This is a genomic window from Vibrio sp. M60_M70 (assembly GCF_037162085.1).
GTDB classification, from domain to species: Bacteria; Pseudomonadota; Gammaproteobacteria; order Enterobacterales; family Vibrionaceae; genus Vibrio; species Vibrio diabolicus.
Genome location: NZ_JARLUL010000001.1, coordinates 921,006 through 943,449 on the forward strand (window position 1 = coordinate 921,006; position 22,444 = coordinate 943,449).

Here is a 22,444-nt window from a genome sequence, read left to right on the forward strand (position 1 = left end):
GCATTACGACTAAAGTTGTTTGTTAAGTGACTGTCTTTGGGTGAATTTGCAGATGATATGATGGTGTGTTGGCTGTGTTACAAACTTAATTTCCATTTTTGTCTATGGACTTCTTCTCGTAAGTTCTTGAAAAGATACCGTTAATGCGAGCGATGTATAATCATACTTTTATAGATAAACTGAATGTCAATGACTCAACTTTGGCTTAATGCTAGGATAAAAGCAAAATAGAATTGGCTAGTAAAAAAGATGAAACGTTGGTATCTACTTTATTGTAAACGTGGGGAGCAGGTTAGGGCGAAACAGCACCTTGAAAACCAAGGTGTAGAGTGCTTTTATCCAACTGTAGAAGTTGAGAAGATTTTGCGCGGGAAAAGACAAAAAGTCGAAGAGCCGCTGTTTCCTTGTTATGTGTTTGCGTACTTTGATTATGAACAGGGACCTAACTTCACCTCAGTCCGCTCCACTCGAGGGGTTGTTGATTTTGTGCGTTTTGGTGCTCAACCGAAAGAAGTCCAAGGTGACTTAGTCTTTGAGTTGATGCAGCTAGAAAAATGCTGTAATGAAAATACCGCTTCTGAGTGTATGCCAAAACCAGGTGATCAAATCCGAGTTAAGAGCGGTCAGTTTGCAGGTATAGATGCTATCTTCCAAGAGCAAGATGGTGAGAAACGCTCAATCATGTTAGTGCAGATGATCACTAAACGAGTGCCTGTCAGTATTGATAACAGCGATTTAGACTTGAAATAGCTAATGTGTACAAACAAAAAAGAGGTGCTTTGGCACCTCTTTTTTAATCTTGCTGGTAATCACCAGCAGTGGGACGCTGTTTAGCGAGCTTAGCAAAACAACGATGGTTACCGATTAGGAGTAGGGCATGACACCCTACTTAGTCGCTTAGTAAGCGTCGTTATGGACGGTTTGCACCGCACGACCTGACGGGTCTACACAGTTTTGGAATGACTCATCCCATTCAATCGCTTTCGCTGATGAACAAGCTACTGAAGGACCACCTGGCACACACTCAGCCGCTGAAGGTAGTGGGAACAGCTCTTCAAAGATTTCTCGGTACACGTAACCTTCTTTTGTGGTTGGCGTGTTGTATGGGAAGCGGTATTGAGCCGTTTCCATCTGCTGATCCGTCACTTTTTGCTCTGCGACTTCTTTCAACGTATCAATCCAGCTGTAACCTACGCCATCAGAGAACTGCTCTTTTTGACGCCATGCGATCGACTCTGGCAAGTAATGCTCAAAACACTCGCGTAGAATGTGTTTTTCCATTTTGCCGTTGCCACACATCTTATCTGCTGGGTTTAGGCGCATTGCAACGTCGATAAACTCTTTATCAAGGAACGGTACTCGGCCTTCAACCCCCATGCCGCTAGCGATTTGTTTGCGCGCGCGCAGTCAAACATGTTCAGAGCAAGCAGCTTACGTACCGTTTCTTCGTGGAACTCTTTCGCGTTTGGTGCTTTGTGGAAATATAGGTAACCACCAAAGATCTCATCTGCACCTTCACCAGACAATACCATCTTGATGCCCATCGCTTTGATCTTACGACCCATTAAGAACATAGGTGTGGATGCGCGGATGGTGGTCACATCGTACGTTTCGATGTGGTAAATCACGTCGCGAATCGCGTCGAGACCTTCTTGAATTGTATAAGTCATTTCATGGTGAACGGTACCGATTTGGTCGGCAACTTCGCGAGCGGCTTTCAGGTCAGGCGCGCCTTCTAGGCCAACAGCGAAAGAGTGCAGTTGTGGCCACCAAGCTTCTGACTTTTCATCGTCTTCAATTCGCATTGCAGCAAAACGTTTAGCCACAGCAGAGGTGATGGATGAATCTAAACCACCTGATAGTAAAACACCATATGGAACATCCGTCATTAGTTGGCGTTTAACCGCTGCTTCTAGTGCTTCAGTCAGTTCTTCTTTGCTGGTGGTGTTACCTTGAACAGCAGCGTATTCGTTCCAGTCACGAACATAGTAACGCGTTGGCTCGGCATCTTTTGAACTGTAGTAGCTACCAGGAGGGAACTCGCTCACTGTTTTACATACTGGAACAAGTGCCTTCATCTCTGATGCAACATAGTAGTTGCCATGCTCATCATGACCTTGATAAAGAGGGATAATGCCAATGTGGTCGCGACCGACTAAGTATTCGTCTTTTTCTTCATCGTACAGAACAAAAGCGAAAATACCGTTTAGTTCTTCAAGGAGATCTGCACCCATATCTTGGTACAGTGCAAGAATGACTTCACAGTCTGAATCGGTTTGAAACTCGTATTTTCCTTCGTAACGAGCACGAATTTCTTTATGGTTGTAGATTTCACCATTGACTGCAAGGATGAGCTTTTTATCAGGGCTGTATAGCGGTTGTGCACCACTATTTAGACCAACAATCGCCAAGCGCTCATGCGCTAAAATAGCGCGCTCTGAAGAGTAAATCCCAGACCAGTCAGGGCCACGATGACGAAGTTTTTTCGACATTTCTAATGCGATAGGGCGCAATGCGGCTGCATCGCTTTTAATGTCTAAAATGCCAAATACTGAACACATACTACATCCTTACTAAACTAAATAATTTCTAATCGGTATGGCTTCAATTTGCCATTACTAGTAAAAAAAGCAACGTTTTGTGATTATAAAAATGATAAAAAGCCTTGTTGTGTAAATATTATTTAATTTAATGGCTGGTTTGGTGAATGGAATCAAGGTTTGGTATAAAAACCATACAAAAAAGCCTTTCTATTGATAGAAAGGCTTTTAAAAAATATTAGTATGGTTGCTTATTTTATTGGTGTGAACTGAGGTTCAAGTTGTTTACACACATGTCGAGCAAAACCGCTACCTGCTTCACTGTATATATTGAATGCGGCGTCAACTCCGCTTTCCAGCAAACCTTCCAACTGATCTGGGTACTCGGCGATAGCAGCTATTTGCCCTTTATATTTTCTGCGTTTAAGCTGCTCAAGTGCGGTTTGGTTACCTTGATGATGAGGCATGGCAAGCAGCACCAGTTTGACATGGCCTGTATCTAAAATTCGTTCCCAAAAATCTGGGTCTGTGGCATCGCCAGCGATCACGTTTCTTCCCTCTGAACGGTGCTGATGTGCTGCATCTTCACGAATTTCTATGCCTAGTGAAATTTTGCCATAGCGCGCACGTAATTCATCATAGGCCCCAGTCCCGATGCGCCCCATGCCTAAGATCAATACCTGGGCATGCCCAGGGTTAATGAGTTGGTCACGCTGGTTAAGCTTTTCTGCGGCTGTCTCTTGCAGCCACTTGCCGGAGTGTTGATAAATTTTGTGGCTAAGGCGGTTAAGTGGCGCAGAAATAATAAAGGACACAGACACCGCAACCGCAATCGCAGCGAGCATATCGCTTGGCATCCAGCCCATTTTATAGGCCAACCCTGCGACTATAAGGCCAAACTCACTGTAGTTGAACAGCGATAAAGAGGCGAGCAAAGAGGTACGTACTCGAAACTTAAAGTGATTAATCGTGACGAAGTACAAGAGCCCTTTTATAGGCAGCAGTAAGATAAATAGTAGGGCGAGTACGACGCCATTGACGCTCAATGAAGCGGACAAGCCAATGTTTAAAAAGAAGCAGACTAAGAACAGCTCCTTCATATTGAATAGCGATTTTGATAGCTCTGAAGCTTTAGGGTGGCCTGCGAGCAACATGCCTAAAATCAGCGCGCCCAAGTCTGGTTTCATACCGACCAGTTCGAATAGCCCTGCCCCAACAACAAGCGCGAAGAAAATACCGAACAGCACCAGCATTTCGCCGTGGCCAACTTTATCTAACAGCTTATAGAATAGTGGACGAAGGAAAGGCAATGCGAACAAACCAATGGCATACCATTCTGGGACTTTGCCAGTTGAAGCAGTCAGGAATACCACGGCAAAAATATCTTGCATAACCAAGATACCGATCGCGAGTGTGCCGTAGGTAGCGTTCATTTCCCCTTTTTCTTGCAATGCTTTTACGGCAAAAACGGTACTGGAGAACGATAGTGCAAAAGCTAAAAGTAGGATTTGACCGCTATCCATACTGGCGAGCGAAGTTAAGCCCAGTAGTTTTAAACCTGATAGCGCTAGTGCAAAAAAAGCGGTAGACAGTATGTTGTGGGCGGTCGCTCCTCCCCATATTTCTTTGGACAGTAGCGTTTTGACATCAAGCTTGAGTCCGATCGTGAATAGAAGAAGAGTGACACCAAGATCTGCAAGAGTGACGATAACGTCATTGCTTTGATAGCCAAATGCATGCAAACCAAATCCTGCCAGTAGAAAACCAACGAGGGGAGGGAGGCTACATTTAAGCGCAATAAAGCCAGCTAAAAAAGCTGTTGTAATTAGAATAATTTCCATACTGTTGAGCTGTATTCCTGATATACAAAAACGGGCTGTGAAAACACAGCCCGAGATTGTAACTCAATTAGTTGTATAAACTTAGTCTTCAAGTAACTTTTGTAACAAAACTCCGTTTAGCATTGCGCGTTTAATCATCGCAAATGCGCCCATCGTTGGCTGCTTATCAATGTGTGAAGCCACGATAGGAAGGTCGTTATGGAAAGTTTTGAGAGATTGATTTTCGACATTGCGTTGAATGGCAGGGAAGACTATGTCTTGTGCGGCAGTAATGTCGCCCGCAATGACAATTTTCTGAGGATTAAACAAGTTAACGGTAATTGCAATCGCTTTACCTAACTGGTTACCCACTCGCACTAAACTCTGCTTTGCAAGTTCGTCACCATCCATTGCATGCTGACACACTGCTTCAATCGTGATGTTTTCAAGGTCAGTCAAGCTTGACTCATAGCCTTGAGCAATCAGTTGTTTTACTCGTTGGATAATAGCTGGGTTCGCTGCTACGGTTTCTAAGCAACCAAAGTTCCCACATTGGCACTGTTCACCAAGCGGATCGATTTGGATATGACCAATTTCACCGACGTTGCGGTTAAAACCAAGAAAAACCTGGCCGTTAACGATAATACCTGCACCAGTACCGCGGTGAACGCTAACTAAAATGGAGTCCTGACAGTCTTGGCTTGCCCCAAAGTAGTGCTCCGCTAACGCCATGCCACGTACGTCATTCCCAACAAAGCATGCGGTATTAAACTTCTCTCCAACAATTTCACCCAGCGCCAGATTATCGATATCGGTATTCGGCATGTACTCAACTACGCCTGTTGTTGGGTTTACAAGGCCCGGTAGCGTAATACCAATTGCGATGAGCTGATCAATTTTGTCTTCGCAACGGTTTACGAAGTCTTTAAGTAAATCGATAAGCCCAGCGATCAAGTCAGCTTGGTTGGTGTAATGCAGTTCGTGTTGATCTTCCGCAAGTGCAGTGCCACCTAAATCGTACAAACAAAATTGTACGTAATCTCGACCTAAACGAACCGCAATAGAGTGGAAGGGTTTGACTTCGGTGGTCAGAGAGATTGCACGACGACCACCAGTTGAAGCTTGCTGGGCGACCTCTTTAATAAGGCCGCGCTCTAAAAGTTGGCGGGTTATTTTGGTAACACTAGCAGGTGCGAGCTGGCTCACATCTGCGACTTGAATACGGGAGATAGGACCTTGCTGATCAATCAGCCTATATACCGCAGCGCTGTTAAGCTGTTTTACTAAATCTACATTACCAATCTGTCCGCCATTCATGCTTAATTTTGCTCGTATTGTCCGTTAACAACCGTCGCTTTTACTTTGAAGTCACGATCGAAAATGGTTAGGTTTGCAACCATCCCTTTTCGAACTCGGCCAAGGCGATCCTCAACACCAATTGCAGTTGCTGGGTATAACGTGGCCATTCGTAGAGCTTCGTCTAAAGCGATCCCCGCGTGCTCAACTGAATTCTGAACTGCTTCTATCATTGTCAAAGCTGAGCCGCCTAGTGTGCCGTTTTCATCAACACACTTACCATCTCGGTAATATACTTTCTTACCGACAAAAATAAAGTGATCAATGTTAGCACCTGCTGGAGCTGTGGCATCCGTCACCAAAACAAGCTTTTCACCTTTGATTTTATGAGCAATTCGGATGTTTGCGTAGTCTACGTGGAAACCATCAGCAATAATGCCAGCATAAACGTCAGGCGTATCATAAATTGCACCAACAACTCCAGGTTCACGACCAACCATAGGTGTCATCGCATTAAATAGGTGTGTGGCAAAAGTAATACCTGCTTCAAAGCCTTTACGCGCTTCGGCGTAGGTCGCATTTGTATGACCAATAGAAACTACGATGCCGGCTGCTTTTAATCGTGCAATATGCTCTGGATCGTTTTGCTCTGGTGCAAGCGTTACTTTAGCGATGATGTCGGCGTTTGCGCAGATCAGATCAATCATGCTTTCATCTGACGGGCGAATAAAATCGACGTTGTGGATACCTTTTTTCGCGACGTTAAGATAAGGGCCTTCTAGGTGTAGACCAAGTGATTGGTTTTGATATTGGTTATGATATTCACGAGCGGCAGAAATTGCAGTTCGCATATCTTCGTCTGATGAAGTAATGAGCGTTGGTAAGAAGCTAGTACAGCCGGACTTGAGGTTTGCTTCGTGCATGATTTGCATGGTTTCCGGTGTGATTGCATCGTTTAGCATTACACCGCCACAGCCATTCAGTTGTAGGTCGATAAAGCCCGGACTTAGGTTTGCGCCTGCGAGGTCTTTCACTTCGATGCCCTGAGGTAGCTCTGCAACCGGCACAATAGATTGAATAAGGTCGTTTTCGATGATGACCGCATGATCGGTAAGAACATCACTACCGGTATAAATTTTACAGTTACTTAGCGCGTACATAGTCAGCTAGTCCTTATAGATGAGAATTCAATTTCTATATCGTTACCTAAGTGGAGACTGCTTTAGTCATATGGGTACTTAGTTTGTATCACTGAATTAGATAACGAGTCACATACAGCAAGTCGCGTTTTATCGATGTTATTGTCATAGTAACTAACTGAAAAGTAATAATTGTATGGTTTTTTATGATTCTTTTTCAGAGCAAAGTTACAGTGATTTACCCGCCTAGATACCAAAATAACACTGATTCTGCCTTGCATAAAGTGCGAGAATATTATCTTTAAAACGCCATTTTTTCGTATAATAAAATAAGTTTTATGATCTCGCTAGCAAAAACCTTCCGAAAGGGCAAATTGTGGTGATTATGATCACAAACGGTGAGCTTTTAATTTGCGGAGCAAAATTAATGTCATAAACTGAGGATGACTAAATTGGACGACTGAAATAAGTCATTCAACATAACATCTAATCCTATAGGGGGAACTTAAGGTGAATATTCTCGGATACGCGCAGAAGTTAGGTAAAGCTCTTATGCTTCCTATTGCGACTTTGCCAATCGCAGGCTTGTTACTGCGCTTGGGCCAGCCGGATGTTTTTGACATCGCATTTATGGCACAAGCAGGTAACTCAATCTTTTCTAACCTTCCATTGTTGTTTGGCCTTGGTATTGCGATCGGTCTATCTAAAGACGGTCAAGGTGCAGCTGGCCTTGCTGGTGCAGTTGCGTACTTTGTACTGACAGCGACAGCGTCAACAATTGATGCATCAGTAAACATGTCGTTCTTTGGTGGTATCATCGCAGGTATTATTGCTGGCCACTCTTACAACGCTTTCCATGCTACACGTCTTCCTGAGTGGCTTGCTTTCTTCTCTGGTAAACGTTTAGTGCCGATTATGGCAGGTCTATTCGCTTTAGTTGCTGGTGCAGTTGGTGGCATTGTATGGCCAACAATTCAAGGTGGTCTAGATGCGCTTGCTCATGGCATCTCAACTTCTGGCGCTATTGGTCAGTTTATCTACGGTACACTGAACCGAGCCCTTATTCCTGTAGGTCTACACCACGTACTTAACTCATTCTTCTGGTTTGGTATGGGGTCTTGTCAAGAAGTGCTAGTAACTGGTGCAAATGCTGCGGGTCAAGCGCTTCCTGCTCTACAACAACTGTGTGTGGATCCTGCGCTAGCGAAAACGCTTGTGGCTGGTCAAACTCATACATTTGAATTCGCTAACTCTGTCACTCCTGAAATCACTGCAACAGTGAAGGAAGTAACTGAAACAGTTAAATCTGGTGACCTACACCGTTTCTTCGGCGGCGATAAGAGCGCTGGTGTGTTCATGAACGGTTTCTTCCCAGTAATGATGTTCGGCCTACCTGGTGCGGCGCTTGCAATGTACCTAGCGGCTCCTGCTGAGAAACGTAGCCAAGTTGGTGGTGCATTGTTCTCTGTTGCATTCTGTTCATTCCTAACTGGTATCACAGAGCCTCTAGAGTTCATGTTCGTATTCCTAGCGCCTGCACTATACGCGATTCACGCAGTGTTCACTGGTCTGTCGCTAGTTGTTGCTAACATGCTTGGTACGCTACACGGCTTCACATTCTCAGCTGGTCTAATTGACTACTTGTTGAACTACGGTCTAGCAACTAAACCGCTACTACTTGGTGCAGTTGGTCTTGGCTTTGGTGCTCTATACTTCTTCACATTCAGCTTCGCAATCCGCGCATTCAACTTGAAATCGCCTGGTCGTGAAGATGACGACAGCGAAGCTGCAGCGCCTGCTGGTGAGAAGAAAAGTGGTGACCTAGCTCGCCAATACTTAAAAGCACTTGGCGGTCATGACAACCTAACTTCAATCGACGCATGTATCACTCGACTACGCTTGACGCTAAAAGATCGTTCAGTCGCTGATGAGGAAGTACTGAAGAAACTGGGTGCGAAAGGTGTGGTTAAACTTGGTGAAAACAACCTTCAAGTTATCCTTGGCCCTCTAGCTGAAATCGTTGCTGGCGAAATGAAAGCAATCGGTGCTAATGAAGACCTATCGAATGTAAAATTGCCTTAATTACATCGAACTGATATCTGACTAAAGACCTCCCTCGGGAGGTCTTTTTTTGTTTTGGCACTTTGAATCTGCTGTGCTTTCGCTCTAACTCGATAAATATTGTCGTTTTAGCGCGAGTTCTTGTTGTCTAATTGCTTAGAATTGTGGATCATTAGAAACAATGTACTCTGCAAAACCATACTTGGATGCAGAGTTCCGTTTTCTCTGACAATACTAATATTTTTGAGGTGCTATAGATGAGTGAAGCTGATGCTCGTCCATCAAACTTTATTCGCCAGATCATTGATAAAGATCTAGCGGATGGTAAACACACTAGCGTGCATACTCGATTCCCGCCGGAGCCAAATGGCTACCTGCATATCGGTCATGCTAAGTCTATCTGTTTGAACTTCGGTATTGCTCAGGACTACCAGGGTCAATGTAATCTACGTTTCGACGATACGAACCCTGAAAAAGAAGACATCGAATACGTTGAGTCTATCAAGAAAGATGTAAACTGGTTGGGCTTTGAGTGGAGTGGTGAAGTATGTTACTCATCAAACTACTTCGATAAGCTTTACGAATATGCAATTGAATTGATTAACAAAGGCTTAGCGTACGTAGATGAGCTAAGTCCAGAGCAGATTCGTGAATACCGTGGCACGCTAAAGGCGCCAGGTAAACCAAGCCCATACCGTGACCGTTCTGTTGAAGAGAACTTAGCGTTATTTGAAAAAATGCGCGCTGGTGAATTTGAAGAAGGTAAAGCGTGTCTTCGTGCCAAGATTGACATGGGTTCTTCATTCATGGTTATGCGCGATCCAGTTTTATACCGTGTGCGTTTTGCTACGCACCACCAAACTGGTGATAAGTGGTGCATTTACCCAATGTACGACTTCACGCACTGTATCTCTGATGCATTAGAAGGCATTACACACTCTATCTGTACGCTTGAGTTTATGGATAACCGTCGTCTGTACGACTGGGTTCTGGACAACATCACGATCGAAAGCCGTCCGCATCAATACGAGTTCAGTCGCTTAAACCTTGAGTACACAGTGATGTCTAAGCGTAAGCTTAATCAACTCGTCACTGAAACACTGGTTAACGGTTGGGATGACCCACGTATGCCAACAGTCTCAGGTCTGCGTCGTCGTGGCTTCACGCCAGCATCTATCCGTGAGTTCTGTAAGCGTATTGGTGTAACGAAGCAAGAAAATATGATCGAGTTTAGCTCACTAGAATCTTGTATTCGTGATGACCTAAACGAGAACGCTCCGCGTGCAATGGCTGTGCTGGATCCTGTTAAAGTTGTTATCGAAAACTTTGAAGAAGGTGCAGTAGAAAACTTGACGGTTGCTAATCACCCAAACAAACCAGAGATGGGTGTGCGTGAAGTACCATTCACTCGAGAGTTGTGGATTGAGCGTGAAGACTTCCGTGAAGAGGCGAACAAAAAGTACAAGCGTTTAGTGCTAGGTAAAGAAGTTCGCTTACGTGGTGCTTACGTGATCAAAGCAGAGCGCGTTGAAAAAGATGCCGAAGGCAACATCACGACTATCTTCTGTTCTTACGATGCAGACACACTAGGTAAGAACCCGGCTGATGGCCGTAAAGTAAAAGGTGTGATTCATTGGGTATCAGCTGATAAAGCATTACCAGCGGAAATCCGTCTGTACGATCGTCTATTTACGGTTCCAAACCCGGGTGCAGCAGAAGACTTTGCTTCTACAATCAACCCTGAATCATTAGTTGTGATCAATGGTTTTGTAGAGCCTAGCTTAGCGTCTGCAGTAGCAGAAAAAGGCTACCAGTTTGAGCGTATGGGTTACTTCTGCGCAGACTCGAAAGATTCTTCAGCAGATAAACTAGTATTCAACCGCACGGTTGGTCTACGTGATACTTGGGCAAAAATTGAGAACCAATAATCTCGATTAATGCAAAAACCGATAAAAATGCCAGCAAATGCTGGCATTTTTTTATTCTCATTATCGTAATGCGGCGGTTATAGGTAGTGTAGGGAGTTGCTTAAGAACGAGGGACGTTTGATAAATGTTCGGTTTGGAGGCAAAACAATGATGTTTATTAAGGTTTGAATTGGTAAGTCTAATCGACGCTTTACAAAAGTTGGTACGGCAATTCAGCTATTGAAAGATATCGCCCTCAGAAACAAAAAACGCCAGCATGAGCTGACGTTTATTTTAAATCAACAAACCGTTATTTTTTTGGTTTGTGTGCATCTGGATTGTCTTTACAACCACCATCACTACACTTGCCGTACAAGTATAAGCTGTGGTTTGTTAGCGTGACATTGTACTTAGCTGCAATCTCTTTTTGACGTTCTTCAATAAGATCGTCAGAAAATTCAATTACCTCACCACAGTCTAGGCACACTAGATGGTCGTGGTGATGTTGAGTCGATAATTCGAAGACTGACTTACCACCTTCAAAGTGGTGACGAGTTACAATACCAGCATCATCGAATTGGTTTAGAACTCGGTAAACAGTTGCTAGGCCAATCTCTTCACCTAGATCAATCAACTTTTTGTACAAATCTTCAGCACTGATGTGCTGGCAGTCTGGCTGCTGAAGTACTTCTAGAATTTTTAGCCTTGGAAGGGTTACTTTTAAACCCGCATCCTTCAGCGCCTGATTATTATCTGACATATACTTTCCCGTTGGATCATCTGCAGCGATTTAACAGAATTCAATCTTCCTACCATTATAGGATAAGCGCTCAGAACATTAAACCACGAACTTCAAAGGGTTAATAGAATCTTTTTGTAAATTAGAAACAGGTCGATTATATTACAGATCTGACCAGTTACAACTTTGTAACATTGAGCTTAGAGAGGGCACGGACTGCGATGAATAAGCGACTTGCGAAGATATACAAACCAGGAATTGTAAAATTCGCACTCAATATTTGGCCACCTTTTTGGGGCGCTGGTATTAAAATCTTACATATTTCTGAAGACTTTCGTACCGTGAAGGTGCGTTTGAAACTTCGCTGGTGGAATAAAAACGCCAATCGTACTCAGTATGGTGGCAGTATTTTCTCTTTAACTGATCCCATTTACTCGTTGATGCTGATGGGGATTCTACGCGAGGAGTATTACGTGTGGGATAAAGAGGCGAGTATTAACTTTATTAAGCCAGGGCAAAGTGATTTATTTGCAGAATTTGAGGTCACTGAAGGAATGCTAGAAAACATTTATCAAATGACACGGAATGGAGAAAAGTGTTTTCCTGAATTTATTACCCATGTAAAAGACAAACAAGGGAACGTGGTTTCAGAGGTTCAACGCAAGCTTTATGTAAGAAAGAAACCTCAGTATCGCGAAGAGGAAGTGCTCACCGATGCTTTGTGAAAATATACAAAAAGACCTCCAATCGGAGGTCTTTGTATAATTCGATTTATTTAGCCTTCAAGCTCAGCTAAACACATTTCTTCGTAAATCTGTTTAACCCAGTTCTCAACACGTTCGTCAGTCAGTTCCGGTTGACGGTCTTCATCGATACATAGACCTACGAATTGGCTGTCGTCACCTTCAACAAGTGCTTTAGACGCTTCAAATTCGTAGCCTTCTGTTGAAGTATGGCCAAGAATTGTGCCACCTTTAGACTCAACGATATCACGTACTGTGCCCATCGCGTCACAGAAGTACTCTGCGTAGTCCTCTTGGTCGCCACAGCCAAAGATAGCCACTAGCTTAGTAGAGAAGTCGATTTGCTCAAGTTCAGGGAAGAAATCATCCCAATCACATTGTGCTTCGCCGTAGTACCAAGTTGGGATACCTAGAAGAAGAAGATCGAAGTTATCAATGTCTTCTTTGCTGCTTTTCGCGATGTCTTGAACGTGAACTAGATGCTTACCTAGTTGCTTTTGAATCATCTTTGCAACGGCTTCAGTATTACCTGTGTCGCTACCGAAGAAGATACCTACACTTGCCATAGAGTCTATACCTTTACATTGTTTGTTATTGGCGATGGTACTAAGGGTTTAACCTAACCCAGAGCCTTCCCAAGTTAGCTGAATTACACCTTTTGCAATAAAGCCAGCACAGCCTAGGAAAAGGACTAACCACACAATACGACGACCAAAAACAGGTACATTGCCTTGCTTTAGCACATCTTTTATCGCCATCCCGATGAAAAAGAAGATAGCAGCAAAAAGAAGATCGAGCCCAATAGACTCGAGCATATCCATATAGTCGTAAAGCATTTTAGCCCTTCATGCCGAAAAATCTTGGGCGCACTATACCACTGTTAAACGGTAAAGTTAATGCACTACAAGAAGGGTTATTTCAATAATCTATTGTTGCTTTTCGAATTTGTTAACTCGAAATGTATTTCCGAATGACTCTCATTACTTCAGCCGGTTTTTCGGCGTGAAGCCAGTGGCCAGTATTAGCGATAATATGTGCTTTTGCTTGTTTGAACTGTTTTTGCACCGCAGGTTGGTGCTCTGGCATTAAGTAATCGGAATCACCACCTTTAACAAACAGAGTGGGTATGTCTGTTGGGGCAATTTCCTGCCAGCCGATAATTTGTGCGTAATTCTCAAAAAGGCTCGGTACGTTAAACCGCCAGTCCATTTTATCGCCATTTTTGTATAGTGACTTAGAGAGAAATTGTCTTACACCGTCGATCTCCACATGTTGAGCTAGGATATCCATCGCTTGTTGACGGCTTGCTGGCTTTTCGTTAATTACGGCGTGTAAACCATTAAACACATTGTCGTGACGGTTTGCTGTGTAGGCGACAGGTGCCATGTCGAGCACAACCAACTGTTTGACGAGCTCTGGAGCAATGTCCACCAGTGTCATCGCGACCTTTCCACCCATTGAATGCCCAATAATAATAGATGGATCAACATTTAAGTGTTGTAGGAGTTGTGCCACATCTTTTGCCATGTCGGCGTAATTATGAATGTTTGAGTGAAAAGAGAGGCCGTGATTTCTCAGATCAATACTGATCACCGTGTGATCTTTAATAAGATCGCGGGCTAGTAGACCCAGATTACTTAAACTACCAAACAATCCGTGAATCAAAACAACTGTTTGGCCTTGGCCTTCCTGCTTATAGTTGAGTAATGCTGACATTTTATCTTATTCGTGATGGGTTTAACGTGGAGTATCCGAGAGGATCTCGTTATAATCCCCCAGAGTTTAAACATTGAGAATGTGAAAAGCGAATGAAAACAATTGAGGTTGATGAGGATCTATACCGTTACATTGCTAGCCAAACTAAGCATATCGGTGAAAGCGCCTCGGATATTTTGCGACGCCTTTTAAACCTTGATGGTCAGTTGCAGGAAGCTGAAGCCGCGCCTGTAGTAGAGAAGCCACAAGGGATTGTAGTAAGTAAAGATGCGGGTAAAACGGAATCTGTTGATGTAGTGAAAGAAATGCGTTCGCTGCTTATTTCTGATGAGTTTGCCGGTCTAAAAAAAGCGATTGATCGCTTTATGTTAGTACTATCGACCTTACATAAATTAAATCCAGAAGGTTTCGCGCAGGCTACGAATGTAAAGGGGCGCAAACGCGTGTACTTTGCAGATAATGAAGAAACCTTGTTGGCAAATGGCAACACGACCAAGCCAAAAGCCATTCCTGGCACACCGTTTTGGGTTATCACGAACAACAATACCAGTCGTAAAAGACAGATGGTTGAACAAGTGATGACACACATGGGGTACCAACCTGACTTAATAGAAAAAGTAACAGGTTCAATCTAAGAAACCTGATAGAAGCCTCATAATGTGTCGCAGTTAGCGGATATTATGAGGCTTTTTTAATTTTATTTGTATTTAAAGAAAGGATGTCAAACATGGCTATGCACCCTCGTGCTGGGCAAAAAGCGCAGCAGGAAGATCTTCATAATATTCCGGCACTTGTTGCCAATTACTTCTTGCTTCAACCTGATGCTAAGAACCCCGATCACAAGGTTCAATTCGGCACATCAGGTCACCGTGGTACCGCTGATAAGCATACATTTAACGAAAACCACATTTTGGCTATTGCTCAAGCGGTTGCAGAAGTTCGTGCCCAGCAAGGGACCACAGGTCCTTTGTTTGTCGGTAAAGACACGCATGCTTTGTCTGAACCTGCATTTTCTAGCGTGATTGAAGTTTTGATTGCGAATGGCGTAAAAGTCATCGTACAGCAGGATAACGGCTACACGCCAACACCAGGTATCTCGCACGCAATTCTGACTTACAACATCAAGCACGATGAAAAAGCAGACGGTATTGTGATTACACCATCTCATAACCCACCACAAGACGGCGGTATCAAATACAATCCGACTCACGGTGGTCCAGCAGAAGCTGAGTTGACTCAAGCTATCGAAGATCGTGCGAACGCACTGATTGCCGAAGGTTTACAAGGTGTTAAACGCTTACCACTAGCAGAAGCAAAAGCATCGGATCTGTTTGTGGAGATGGACTTGGTTAAACCCTATATCGATGATCTGGTGAACGTTATCGATATGGAAGCAATCCAAAAAGCAAATCTGAAGATTGGTGTAGATCCATTGGGTGGCAGCGGCATCGATTACTGGCGTCAAATTGGTCAGGCATACAACCTAGACCTAACGCTAGTAAGTGAAGCGATTGATCCTTCTTTCCAATTCATGTCTCTCGATAAAGACGGCGTTGTACGTATGGACTGTTCTTCTCCATGCGCAATGGCGGGTCTATTGGCACTGAAAGACGAATACGATTTAGCATTTGGTAACGATCCTGACTACGACCGTCACGGTATCGTTACGCCAAAAGGTTTGATGAACCCGAACCACTTCTTAGCCGTTTGTATCGACTACCTATACCGCCATCGTGACGCATGGGGTAAAGATGTAGCTGTTGGTAAAACACTAGTATCAAGTGCACTGATTGACCGTGTTGTTGCGGATCTAGGTCGTGAGCTATGTGAAGTACCAGTAGGCTTTAAATGGTTTGTTGATGGTCTGTACACCGGTAAATTCGGCTTCGGTGGCGAAGAAAGTGCCGGGGCATCTTTTCTTTGTAAAGATGGTACGCCTTGGTCAACAGACAAAGACGGCATCTTGTTATGTCTTCTAGCGGCAGAGATCACTGCGGTAACGGGTAAGAACCCACAAGACTACTATGAAGAGCTAGCGGCGAAACACGGTGAGTCGAAATACAACCGTATTCAAGCTGTAGCGAATGGCCCTCAAAAAGACGTACTGAAGAAGTTGTCACCAGAAATGGTCGCGGCTGAAACACTAGCGGGTGATCCAATTACGGCTCGTCTCACGCATGCGCCTGGTAATGGTGCTGCAATCGGTGGTCTAAAAGTAACGACTGCCAACGGCTGGTTTGCTGCTCGTCCATCAGGCACAGAGGACATCTACAAGATTTACTGTGAAAGCTTCAAAGGTGAAGAGCACCTAAAACAAATCGAAGCAGAAGCACAAGAGATCGTTAATCAAGTGTTTGCAGCTGCCGGCCTGTAAACCATTCAATAGTCGATTTAGAAAACAAAGGGTTGATGTGCAAGCATCAACCCTTTTGCGTTTTAAGATTCCTGAACTGAGTTGTTTCCGGGCCAAGAATCCGGTACCACAAACCAGAATTGACCGTCCTCCGTTTGTGCATGTACAAATCGGTCTGAAGGCTTTTCAATGGGTTGAGATAAATCGTCCGTACCAATCGCCCAGCATGGTTTGTGTAAATGATAAAGTGGCTTACCGATTAACTCCCATTGGCTCTGGTAGCACCAGTAACCACTAATCTGACTTGGATTTAGTTCATAACCCAAGCACTCGCTAGGAGTTGGCTCTGGAGTAAACGGATTAATATAGAGTCGTCCTTGCATCAATAGATGCTCTTGTGGGGCGTCGTTTAACGGAATTATTTTTTGAAATTCCGGGCGATCGCTCATTTTCAATTGATGAGTAAGCATTCTATTCAGTTTTGTATGCAGCTGGTCGTGAGCATTCGGACCATACCAAACGCCGTTATAAAGAAGATAAAACTTAATCGCCACTTCCCAGTGTTCTACTTGATTTGATTCTGTATTCCGCAACACCAAGTCGATAGCACCAATGGTCTTACCTTCGATGTCGTTTAACTGAACCTCTTCCGCGATAACCTGATATCGTTCTGAACTAGAGAGAACTGCAGTGCATAAGTGCTGATATAAAAAGCCCAATCTTGGATTACCATTGTATTGCTCAGTGTTCTTTAAAGGCGTTACCGTAAGATCCTCTAAGGTTGCAAACGGAGGGCGTAACTTGAAAAGAGGAGGTGAAGTGGCGATCCATTGGTAAAAGCGTTGCAGTTGGTTCATCCGTATCCCTAAATGTATGGTGAGGCGACAAGCTTTGTTATTGTAACTAAATTTGCTTTTGAGGGTAGGGTGGCTAGCATCGATATTAGGGTTCGAGATACACTTTAAATACCTAAATGATATCAAGGTGCCAGATGTCAAAACGTTGTTGTATCAACTAGGTTGCACACTCTCGGTCTGATTTCATCGAGAGGTTATTTAGGTTTACATGCGCTAGAAATTGGAAGTAATAATGAATAACTTAAAGCTAGAACAGATTCTTAATGACAAACTGTCACCGCAGTTAATTAAAGATTACGCACCAAACGGGTTACAGGTAGAAGGGACGCCAGCCGTAAAGCGTATTATCACTGGCGTAACTGCCTCCCAAGCCTTAATCGATAAAGCGATTGAGCTTAATGCAGACGCATTACTCGTTCATCACGGTTATTTCTGGAAAGGTGAACCTGAGCCAATTCGTGGTATGAAAGGTAAACGAATTCGTAGTCTGATCAAAAACGATATCAACTTATATGGTTATCACCTTCCTCTGGATATTCACCCAGAGCTAGGCAACAACGCCGAATTAGCTCGCTTACTTGAAATAGAAGTAGAAGGTGGGCTTGAAGGACATCCTCAATCAGTAGCCATGTTTGGACGCTTGAAAAAACCGATGTCTGGTGCTGAATTTGCGAGCAAGATCAATCAAGTTCTTGATAGAGAACCACTGCATATTGCTCCAGAGAATACCGATAAGATGATTGAGACGGTCGGTTGGTGCACTGGTGGAGGGCAGGATTTTATTGAGCTTGCTGTACAACACGAATTAGATGCGTTTATCTCTGGCGAAATTTCTGAGCGTACAACCTATACTGCGCGAGAAATGGACATTCATTACTTTGCTGCAGGTCATCATGCTACTGAGCGTTATGGTGTTCAGGCTTTAGGAAAATGGCTAGCGGATGAATACGGCCTACATGTGGAGTTTATCGATATTGATAATCCGGTTTAGTGTTCGCTATTCATAACGTGAGACGCTGAAAAGAAAAAGGGTTGAGACAAAATCTCAACCCTTTTGTTTATCTTCTAACTAAAAATATCATTCACGTTCGTGAAGTGGAGAAAACTCACGCTGTGTCTCACCAGTGTATAGCTGACGAGGACGACCGATGCGGTTCAGTGGATCGCTGTGCATTTCGTTCCAGTGAGCAATCCAGCCGATGGTACGAGAAATCGCGAAGATAACCGTAAACATAGAAACTGGAATACCAATCGCTTTAAGAATGATACCTGAGTAGAAGTCTACGTTCGGGTACAGCTTCTTAGAAACGAAGTACTCATCAGAAAGCGCAATGCGCTCAAGTTCCATTGCTACATCTAGTAGAGGGTCTTGAATGTTTAGCTCTTTGAGAACTTCATGACACGTTTCGCGCATTACTGTCGCACGTGGATCGTAGTTTTTATAAACGCGGTGACCAAAGCCCATTAAGCGGAATGGGTCATCTTTGTCTTTCGCGCGGTCTACATACTCAGGGATGTTATCGACGCTGCCAATCTCTTCTAGCATTCTCAAGCACGCTTCGTTTGCACCACCGTGAGCAGGTCCCCAAAGTGATGCAATACCAGCGGCAATACATGCAAATGGGTTAGCACCAGAAGAGCCAGCTAGACGTACAGTTGACGTCGACGCATTCTGTTCGTGATCCGCGTGTAGCGTGAAGATTTTATCCATCGCACGCGCAACGACAGGATTTACTTCATACTCTTCGCAAGGGTTTGCGAACATCATGTGTAGGAAGTTTTCTGCGTAGCTCAAATCGTTGCGTGGGTAGATAAATGGCTGACCGATAGAGTATTTGTAACACATTGCAGCCAGTGTCGGCATCTTCGATAGCAGACGGTACGCCGCGATCTCACGGTGCTCGTCGTTGTTGATGTCAAGAGAGTCGTGGTAGAAGGCTGCAAGTGCACCGACTACACCACACATTACTGCCATTGGGTGAGCATCACGTCGGAAGCCATGGAAAAAGCTTGCGATTTGTTCGTGGACCATAGTATGGCGAGTAACGGTCGTTTTGAATTGCTCGTATTGCTCTCGGGTAGGGGCTTCACCATAAAGAAGGATGTAACATACTTCTAAGTAATCTGCGTTATTGGCTAATTGATCAATCGGGAAACCGCGGTGCAAAAGAATACCTTTGCCGCCATCGATATACGTGATTGATGATTCACAAGATGCAGTGGCAAGAAAACCTGGGTCAAAAGTAAAGTAACCATTGGCTCCCAGCTTACGAACGTCAATTACAGGTGTACCTAGCGTACCGTCCATAATTGGCAGTTCGATTGGCGCTTGACCTTCAACATGAAGGGTCGCTTTCTTATCCGCCATAACAATCTCCTTTGTTTATTATTTAATCCGTCCAGGATGTTTATGTGCCATTTTTGTACTGTTGTTAAAGCTTAAAGTCAATTTTTCTCCATCTTTGTGTGCACTTGTTATGATTTTTCTCATGAAAATCGTTAAAAATCTGTTCTATGTAGCATAATTTGTTACACCAATTGTATTAGAATGTTGCTCGCCGTATATTGGCTAAGAAAATTTTAGTTAAATCCTTATAAATTCGGGGCTAGAAACAAAGAGTGAGGTTTGTTGCTGGACTCCGATTGTTAACAAGTTGTTTACAATTATCTGGGTGGTTACTCGCGATATTTGTTAAATAGATGTTAACTTTTGTACGTTTGGAAGCTGAAATTGGTTATAACAATAAATGCTCAATGGAGCTGAGTGAGCAAGCCCGTGAAAGAAAGAAAGTCAAGACCTGTTAATTTAGATTTACAGACCATCCACTTTCCTATCACAGCAATCGCATCCATCCTACACCGTGTGTCTGGGGTAATTACGTTTGTTGCGGTGGGTATACTACTGTGGTTACTGTCCATTTCTCTGTCATCCCCAATGGGTTTTATGGAAGCCGCTGACATCGTCGATAGCTTCTTCGTAAAATTCATCCTGTGGGGAATTCTTACTGCACTTGCCTACCACATTGCAGGTGGTATCCGTCACTTGTTGATGGATCTAGGTCACTTTGAAGAGCTAGATTCTGGCACGATGAGCGCTAAAGTCGCGTTTGGTGCAACAGCAGTATTATCATTATTGGCGGGGATCTTGGTATGGTAAAACACGTATCTTCATTTGGTCGTAATGGTGTACACGATTTCCTACTAATTCGTGCAACTGCAATCATTATGACGCTATACACGATTTATCTGATTAGCTTCTGTGCATTTTCAGATATCTCTTACGCATCTTGGACCCAATTCTTTGGTGGTACCTTCACTAAAGTATTCACCATGTTGGCACTTGTCTCGATCCTGATCCACGCATGGGTCGGTTTGTGGCAGGTATTAACGGATTACATTAAGTGCGCGAAACTGCGTGGCGCACTGCAACTTGGTGTTATTGCCGTGCTATTCGGCTATGTCTTCTCTGGTCTATTTATTCTGTGGGGTGCGTAAGTGTCTATTCCAGTTCGTGAGTTTGATGCCGTAGTAATCGGCGCTGGTGGTGCAGGTATGCGCGCTGCACTACAAATTTCAGAACAAGGCCTATCATGTGCTTTGTTATCAAAAGTATTTCCAACACGTTCTCATACTGTGTCTGCACAGGGCGGTATTACCGTTGCTCTGGGTAACTCGCACAAAGACGATTGGCAATGGCACATGTACGATACTGTTAAAGGTTCCGATTACATCGGTGACCAGAACGCGATTGAATACATGTGTAAGAATGGCCCTGAGTCCGTTATCGAACTAGAAAAAATGGGTCTTCCATTCTCTCGTTTTGATAACGGTACTATCTACCAACGTCCATTCGGTGGTCAGTCAAAAGAATTTGGTGGTGAGCAAGCTGCGCGTACAGCAGCAGCTGCGGACCGTACAGGTCACGCGCTTCTTCATACGCTTTACCAACAAAATGTGAAACACAAAACCACCATTTTCTCGGAATGGTATGCACTAGACTTGGTGAAAAACCAAGACGGCGCCGTAATGGGCTGTACTGCGATTTGTATGGAAACAGGCGAAATCTGTTACTTCAAATCAAAAGCAACGATTCTAGCAACAGGTGGTGCAGGTCGTATTTACGCGTCGACCACTAACGCACACATCAACACTGGTGACGGTGTAGGTATGGCATTGCGTGCGGGTGTACCTATGCAAGACATGGAAATGTGGCAGTTCCACCCAACGGGTATCGCTGGTGCAGGTGTTCTTGTAACAGAAGGTTGTCGTGGTGAAGGTGGTTACCTTCTAAATAAAGATGGTGAACGCTTCATGGAACGTTATGCTCCAAACGCGAAAGACCTTGCTGGTCGTGACGTAGTTGCACGTTCAATGATGATCGAAATCCGCGAAGGCCGCGGTTGTGATGGCCCTTGGGGTCCACACATTAAGCTGAAGTTGGATCACCTTGGTAAAGAAGTGCTTGAGTCACGTCTGCCTGGTATTTGTGAGCTGTCTCGTACTTTCGCGCACGTTGATCCAGTGAAAGAGCCAATTCCAGTGATTCCAACCTGTCACTACATGATGGGTGGTGTACCGACTCAAGTGTCTGGCCAAGCAATCAAGCAAAAGGCTGACGGCAGCGAGATGGAAGTACAAGGTCTATATGCATGTGGTGAGATTGCTTCTGTATCAGTACACGGAGCAAACCGTCTAGGCGGTAACTCATTACTAGACTTAGTTGTATTTGGTCGCGCGACTGGCTTGCACCTTGGCGAAACGCTCGCAGCGCAAGCTGAGGCACGTCCTGCAACTGAATCTGATATTGAAGCATCTCTAGCGCGTACAATGCGTTGGGAAAATAGTACTGGCGGTGAAGATCCAGTTCAAATCCGTAAAGACCTACAAGCTTGCATGCAAAACAGCTTCTCGGTATTCCGTGAAGGCGATGCAATGGCAACGGGCCTAGAAGAGTTGAAAGTGATTCGCGAACGTCTGAAAGATGCACATCTAGCGGACAAGTCTTCAGAATTCAACACGCAACGTATTGAGTGTCTAGAGCTAGACAACTTGATGGAAACAGCATTCTCTACAGCCGTAGCGGCGAACTACCGTACTGAAAGCCGTGGCGCACATGCTCGTTTCGATTTCCCTGAGCGTGATGATGAGAACTGGCTATGTCACTCTATCTACAACCCGGAAACAGAAGCGATGACTAAGCGTGATGTGAACATGACGCCAACGCATCGTGAAGCTTTCCCACCGAAAGTACGTACATACTAAAGGGAGGATAC

19 protein-coding genes and 1 pseudogene are annotated in these 22,444 nt (G+C 44.2%); 10 read left to right on the top strand and 10 right to left on the bottom strand.

The genetic code is table 11. From position 1 onward, the window contains the following. The first annotated feature begins 249 nt into the window (after positions 1–249). Positions 250–750 carry a transcription/translation regulatory transformer protein RfaH gene (gene rfaH, locus P4S59_RS04395; RefSeq protein ID WP_005393056.1) on the top strand — a complete coding sequence of 167 codons (501 nt, stop codon included), beginning with the start codon at positions 250–252 and terminating at the stop codon, positions 748–750. 147 nt (positions 751–897) lie between these two features. On the opposite strand, the pseudogene asnB reads toward rfaH, so the two are convergent. From asnB to nagA, 4 genes and pseudogenes are all read right to left on the bottom strand, one after another. After that, positions 898–2,561 (bottom strand): annotated as a pseudogene (asnB, locus tag P4S59_RS04400) (asparagine synthase B). A 230-nt stretch (positions 2,562–2,791) separates the two neighbouring features. Further along, the gene (locus tag P4S59_RS04405; RefSeq protein WP_006742714.1) at positions 2,792–4,381 is read right to left on the bottom strand and encodes a cation:proton antiporter family protein; all 1,590 of its coding nucleotides are present in this window, start codon (positions 4,379–4,381) and stop codon (positions 2,792–2,794) included. Positions 4,382–4,462: 81 nt separating this feature from the next. After that, a complete protein-coding gene (gene nagC, locus P4S59_RS04410; protein ID WP_006742713.1) occupies positions 4,463–5,677 on the bottom strand; it encodes a DNA-binding transcriptional regulator NagC in 1,215 nt (404 codons plus the stop codon). A gap of 2 nt (positions 5,678–5,679) precedes the next feature. Further along, entirely contained in the window at positions 5,680–6,816 is a 1,137-nt protein-coding gene (gene nagA, locus P4S59_RS04415; protein WP_047009534.1) for an N-acetylglucosamine-6-phosphate deacetylase, read from the bottom strand. A 489-nt stretch (positions 6,817–7,305) separates the two neighbouring features. Here nagA and nagE point away from each other — a divergent pair, with 489 nt between their 5' ends. Together nagE and glnS are read left to right on the top strand one after the other, a co-directional pair. Then, on the top strand, positions 7,306–8,877 hold the full coding sequence (gene nagE / locus P4S59_RS04420) for an N-acetylglucosamine-specific PTS transporter subunit IIBC (protein WP_006742711.1): 1,572 nt from the start codon (positions 7,306–7,308) through the stop codon (positions 8,875–8,877). 236 nt (positions 8,878–9,113) lie between these two features. After that, complete coding sequence (gene glnS / locus P4S59_RS04425; RefSeq protein ID WP_337168014.1) at positions 9,114–10,784, top strand: glutamine--tRNA ligase; 1,671 nt, start codon at positions 9,114–9,116, stop codon at positions 10,782–10,784. Between the two features lie 289 nt (positions 10,785–11,073). Here the strand turns inward: glnS and fcrX are convergent, their stop codons facing one another. After that, positions 11,074–11,523, bottom strand: coding sequence for a ferric iron uptake transcriptional regulator FcrX (gene fcrX, locus P4S59_RS04430; RefSeq protein ID WP_005382141.1), 450 nt, complete (start codon positions 11,521–11,523; stop codon positions 11,074–11,076). 200 nt (positions 11,524–11,723) lie between these two features. Between fcrX and P4S59_RS04435 the strand changes: the two genes are divergently transcribed. Continuing rightward, on the top strand, positions 11,724–12,227 hold the full coding sequence (locus tag P4S59_RS04435) for a DUF4442 domain-containing protein (RefSeq protein WP_005393042.1): 504 nt from the start codon (positions 11,724–11,726) through the stop codon (positions 12,225–12,227). Positions 12,228–12,277: 50 nt separating this feature from the next. On the opposite strand, the gene fldA is transcribed toward P4S59_RS04435, so the two are convergent. From fldA to P4S59_RS04450, 3 genes are all read right to left on the bottom strand, one after another. Beyond that, positions 12,278–12,811, bottom strand: a complete 534-nt coding sequence (gene fldA / locus P4S59_RS04440; protein ID WP_005393040.1) for a flavodoxin FldA — start codon at positions 12,809–12,811, stop codon at positions 12,278–12,280. Between the two features lie 48 nt (positions 12,812–12,859). Continuing rightward, positions 12,860–13,081: a DUF2788 domain-containing protein gene (locus P4S59_RS04445; protein WP_005393038.1), complete on the bottom strand. Its 222-nt coding sequence runs from the start codon at positions 13,079–13,081 to the stop codon at positions 12,860–12,862. A 112-nt stretch (positions 13,082–13,193) separates the two neighbouring features. Continuing rightward, positions 13,194–13,961, bottom strand: coding sequence for an alpha/beta fold hydrolase (locus tag P4S59_RS04450; RefSeq protein ID WP_012842048.1), 768 nt, complete (start codon positions 13,959–13,961; stop codon positions 13,194–13,196). Positions 13,962–14,053: 92 nt separating this feature from the next. Between P4S59_RS04450 and seqA the strand changes: the two genes are divergently transcribed. Further along, on the top strand, positions 14,054–14,596 hold the full coding sequence (seqA, locus tag P4S59_RS04455; RefSeq protein WP_005393026.1) for a replication initiation negative regulator SeqA: 543 nt from the start codon (positions 14,054–14,056) through the stop codon (positions 14,594–14,596). A 92-nt stretch (positions 14,597–14,688) separates the two neighbouring features. After that, positions 14,689–16,335: a phosphoglucomutase (alpha-D-glucose-1,6-bisphosphate-dependent) gene (pgm, locus tag P4S59_RS04460; RefSeq protein WP_337168015.1), complete on the top strand. Its 1,647-nt coding sequence runs from the start codon at positions 14,689–14,691 to the stop codon at positions 16,333–16,335. A 62-nt stretch (positions 16,336–16,397) separates the two neighbouring features. On the opposite strand, the gene P4S59_RS04465 is transcribed toward pgm, so the two are convergent. Next, complete coding sequence (locus tag P4S59_RS04465) at positions 16,398–17,171, bottom strand: DUF1853 family protein (RefSeq protein ID WP_046874255.1); 774 nt, start codon at positions 17,169–17,171, stop codon at positions 16,398–16,400. 232 nt (positions 17,172–17,403) lie between these two features. Between P4S59_RS04465 and P4S59_RS04470 the strand changes: the two genes are divergently transcribed. Continuing rightward, on the top strand, positions 17,404–18,162 hold the full coding sequence (locus tag P4S59_RS04470) for a Nif3-like dinuclear metal center hexameric protein (protein ID WP_145474338.1): 759 nt from the start codon (positions 17,404–17,406) through the stop codon (positions 18,160–18,162). Between the two features lie 87 nt (positions 18,163–18,249). Here the strand turns inward: P4S59_RS04470 and P4S59_RS04475 are convergent, their stop codons facing one another. Next, positions 18,250–19,539, bottom strand: a complete 1,290-nt coding sequence (locus tag P4S59_RS04475; RefSeq protein WP_005382163.1) for a citrate synthase — start codon at positions 19,537–19,539, stop codon at positions 18,250–18,252. A gap of 396 nt (positions 19,540–19,935) precedes the next feature. On the opposite strand from P4S59_RS04475, the gene sdhC reads away from it, so the two are divergent. From sdhC to sdhA, 3 genes are read left to right on the top strand one after another with little or no spacing between them, the layout of a single operon-like run. Then, positions 19,936–20,328, top strand: coding sequence for a succinate dehydrogenase cytochrome b556 subunit (gene sdhC / locus P4S59_RS04480; RefSeq protein ID WP_017634811.1), 393 nt, complete (start codon positions 19,936–19,938; stop codon positions 20,326–20,328). Then, positions 20,322–20,666: a succinate dehydrogenase, hydrophobic membrane anchor protein gene (gene sdhD, locus P4S59_RS04485; RefSeq protein WP_005382169.1), complete on the top strand. Its 345-nt coding sequence runs from the start codon at positions 20,322–20,324 to the stop codon at positions 20,664–20,666. The genes sdhC and sdhD overlap by 7 nt, the downstream gene beginning before the upstream one ends. Beyond that, complete coding sequence (gene sdhA, locus P4S59_RS04490) at positions 20,667–22,433, top strand: succinate dehydrogenase flavoprotein subunit (RefSeq protein WP_005393016.1); 1,767 nt, start codon at positions 20,667–20,669, stop codon at positions 22,431–22,433. It begins immediately after the preceding gene. Positions 22,434–22,444: the final 11 nt, after the last annotated feature.

What these genes read in the sequence shown, in the direction of transcription:
- rfaH (WP_005393056.1), top strand. Translation starts at nt 250, where the DNA reads ATGAAACGTTGGTATCTACTTTATTGTAAACGTGGGGAGCAGGTTAGG.
- P4S59_RS04405 (WP_006742714.1), bottom strand. Translation starts at nt 4,381, where the DNA reads ATGGAAATTATTCTAATTACAACAGCTTTTTTAGCTGGCTTTATTGCG.
- nagC (WP_006742713.1), bottom strand. Translation starts at nt 5,677, where the DNA reads ATGAATGGCGGACAGATTGGTAATGTAGATTTAGTAAAACAGCTTAAC.
- nagA (WP_047009534.1), bottom strand. Translation starts at nt 6,816, where the DNA reads ATGTACGCGCTAAGTAACTGTAAAATTTATACCGGTAGTGATGTTCTT.
- glnS (WP_337168014.1), top strand. Translation starts at nt 9,114, where the DNA reads ATGAGTGAAGCTGATGCTCGTCCATCAAACTTTATTCGCCAGATCATT.
- fcrX (WP_005382141.1), bottom strand. Translation starts at nt 11,523, where the DNA reads ATGTCAGATAATAATCAGGCGCTGAAGGATGCGGGTTTAAAAGTAACC.
- P4S59_RS04435 (WP_005393042.1), top strand. Translation starts at nt 11,724, where the DNA reads ATGAATAAGCGACTTGCGAAGATATACAAACCAGGAATTGTAAAATTC.
- fldA (WP_005393040.1), bottom strand. Translation starts at nt 12,811, where the DNA reads ATGGCAAGTGTAGGTATCTTCTTCGGTAGCGACACAGGTAATACTGAA.
- P4S59_RS04445 (WP_005393038.1), bottom strand. Translation starts at nt 13,081, where the DNA reads ATGCTTTACGACTATATGGATATGCTCGAGTCTATTGGGCTCGATCTT.
- P4S59_RS04450 (WP_012842048.1), bottom strand. Translation starts at nt 13,961, where the DNA reads ATGTCAGCATTACTCAACTATAAGCAGGAAGGCCAAGGCCAAACAGTT.
- seqA (WP_005393026.1), top strand. Translation starts at nt 14,054, where the DNA reads ATGAAAACAATTGAGGTTGATGAGGATCTATACCGTTACATTGCTAGC.
- pgm (WP_337168015.1), top strand. Translation starts at nt 14,689, where the DNA reads ATGGCTATGCACCCTCGTGCTGGGCAAAAAGCGCAGCAGGAAGATCTT.
- P4S59_RS04465 (WP_046874255.1), bottom strand. Translation starts at nt 17,171, where the DNA reads ATGAACCAACTGCAACGCTTTTACCAATGGATCGCCACTTCACCTCCT.
- P4S59_RS04470 (WP_145474338.1), top strand. Translation starts at nt 17,404, where the DNA reads ATGAATAACTTAAAGCTAGAACAGATTCTTAATGACAAACTGTCACCG.
- P4S59_RS04475 (WP_005382163.1), bottom strand. Translation starts at nt 19,539, where the DNA reads ATGGCGGATAAGAAAGCGACCCTTCATGTTGAAGGTCAAGCGCCAATC.
- sdhD (WP_005382169.1), top strand. Translation starts at nt 20,322, where the DNA reads ATGGTAAAACACGTATCTTCATTTGGTCGTAATGGTGTACACGATTTC.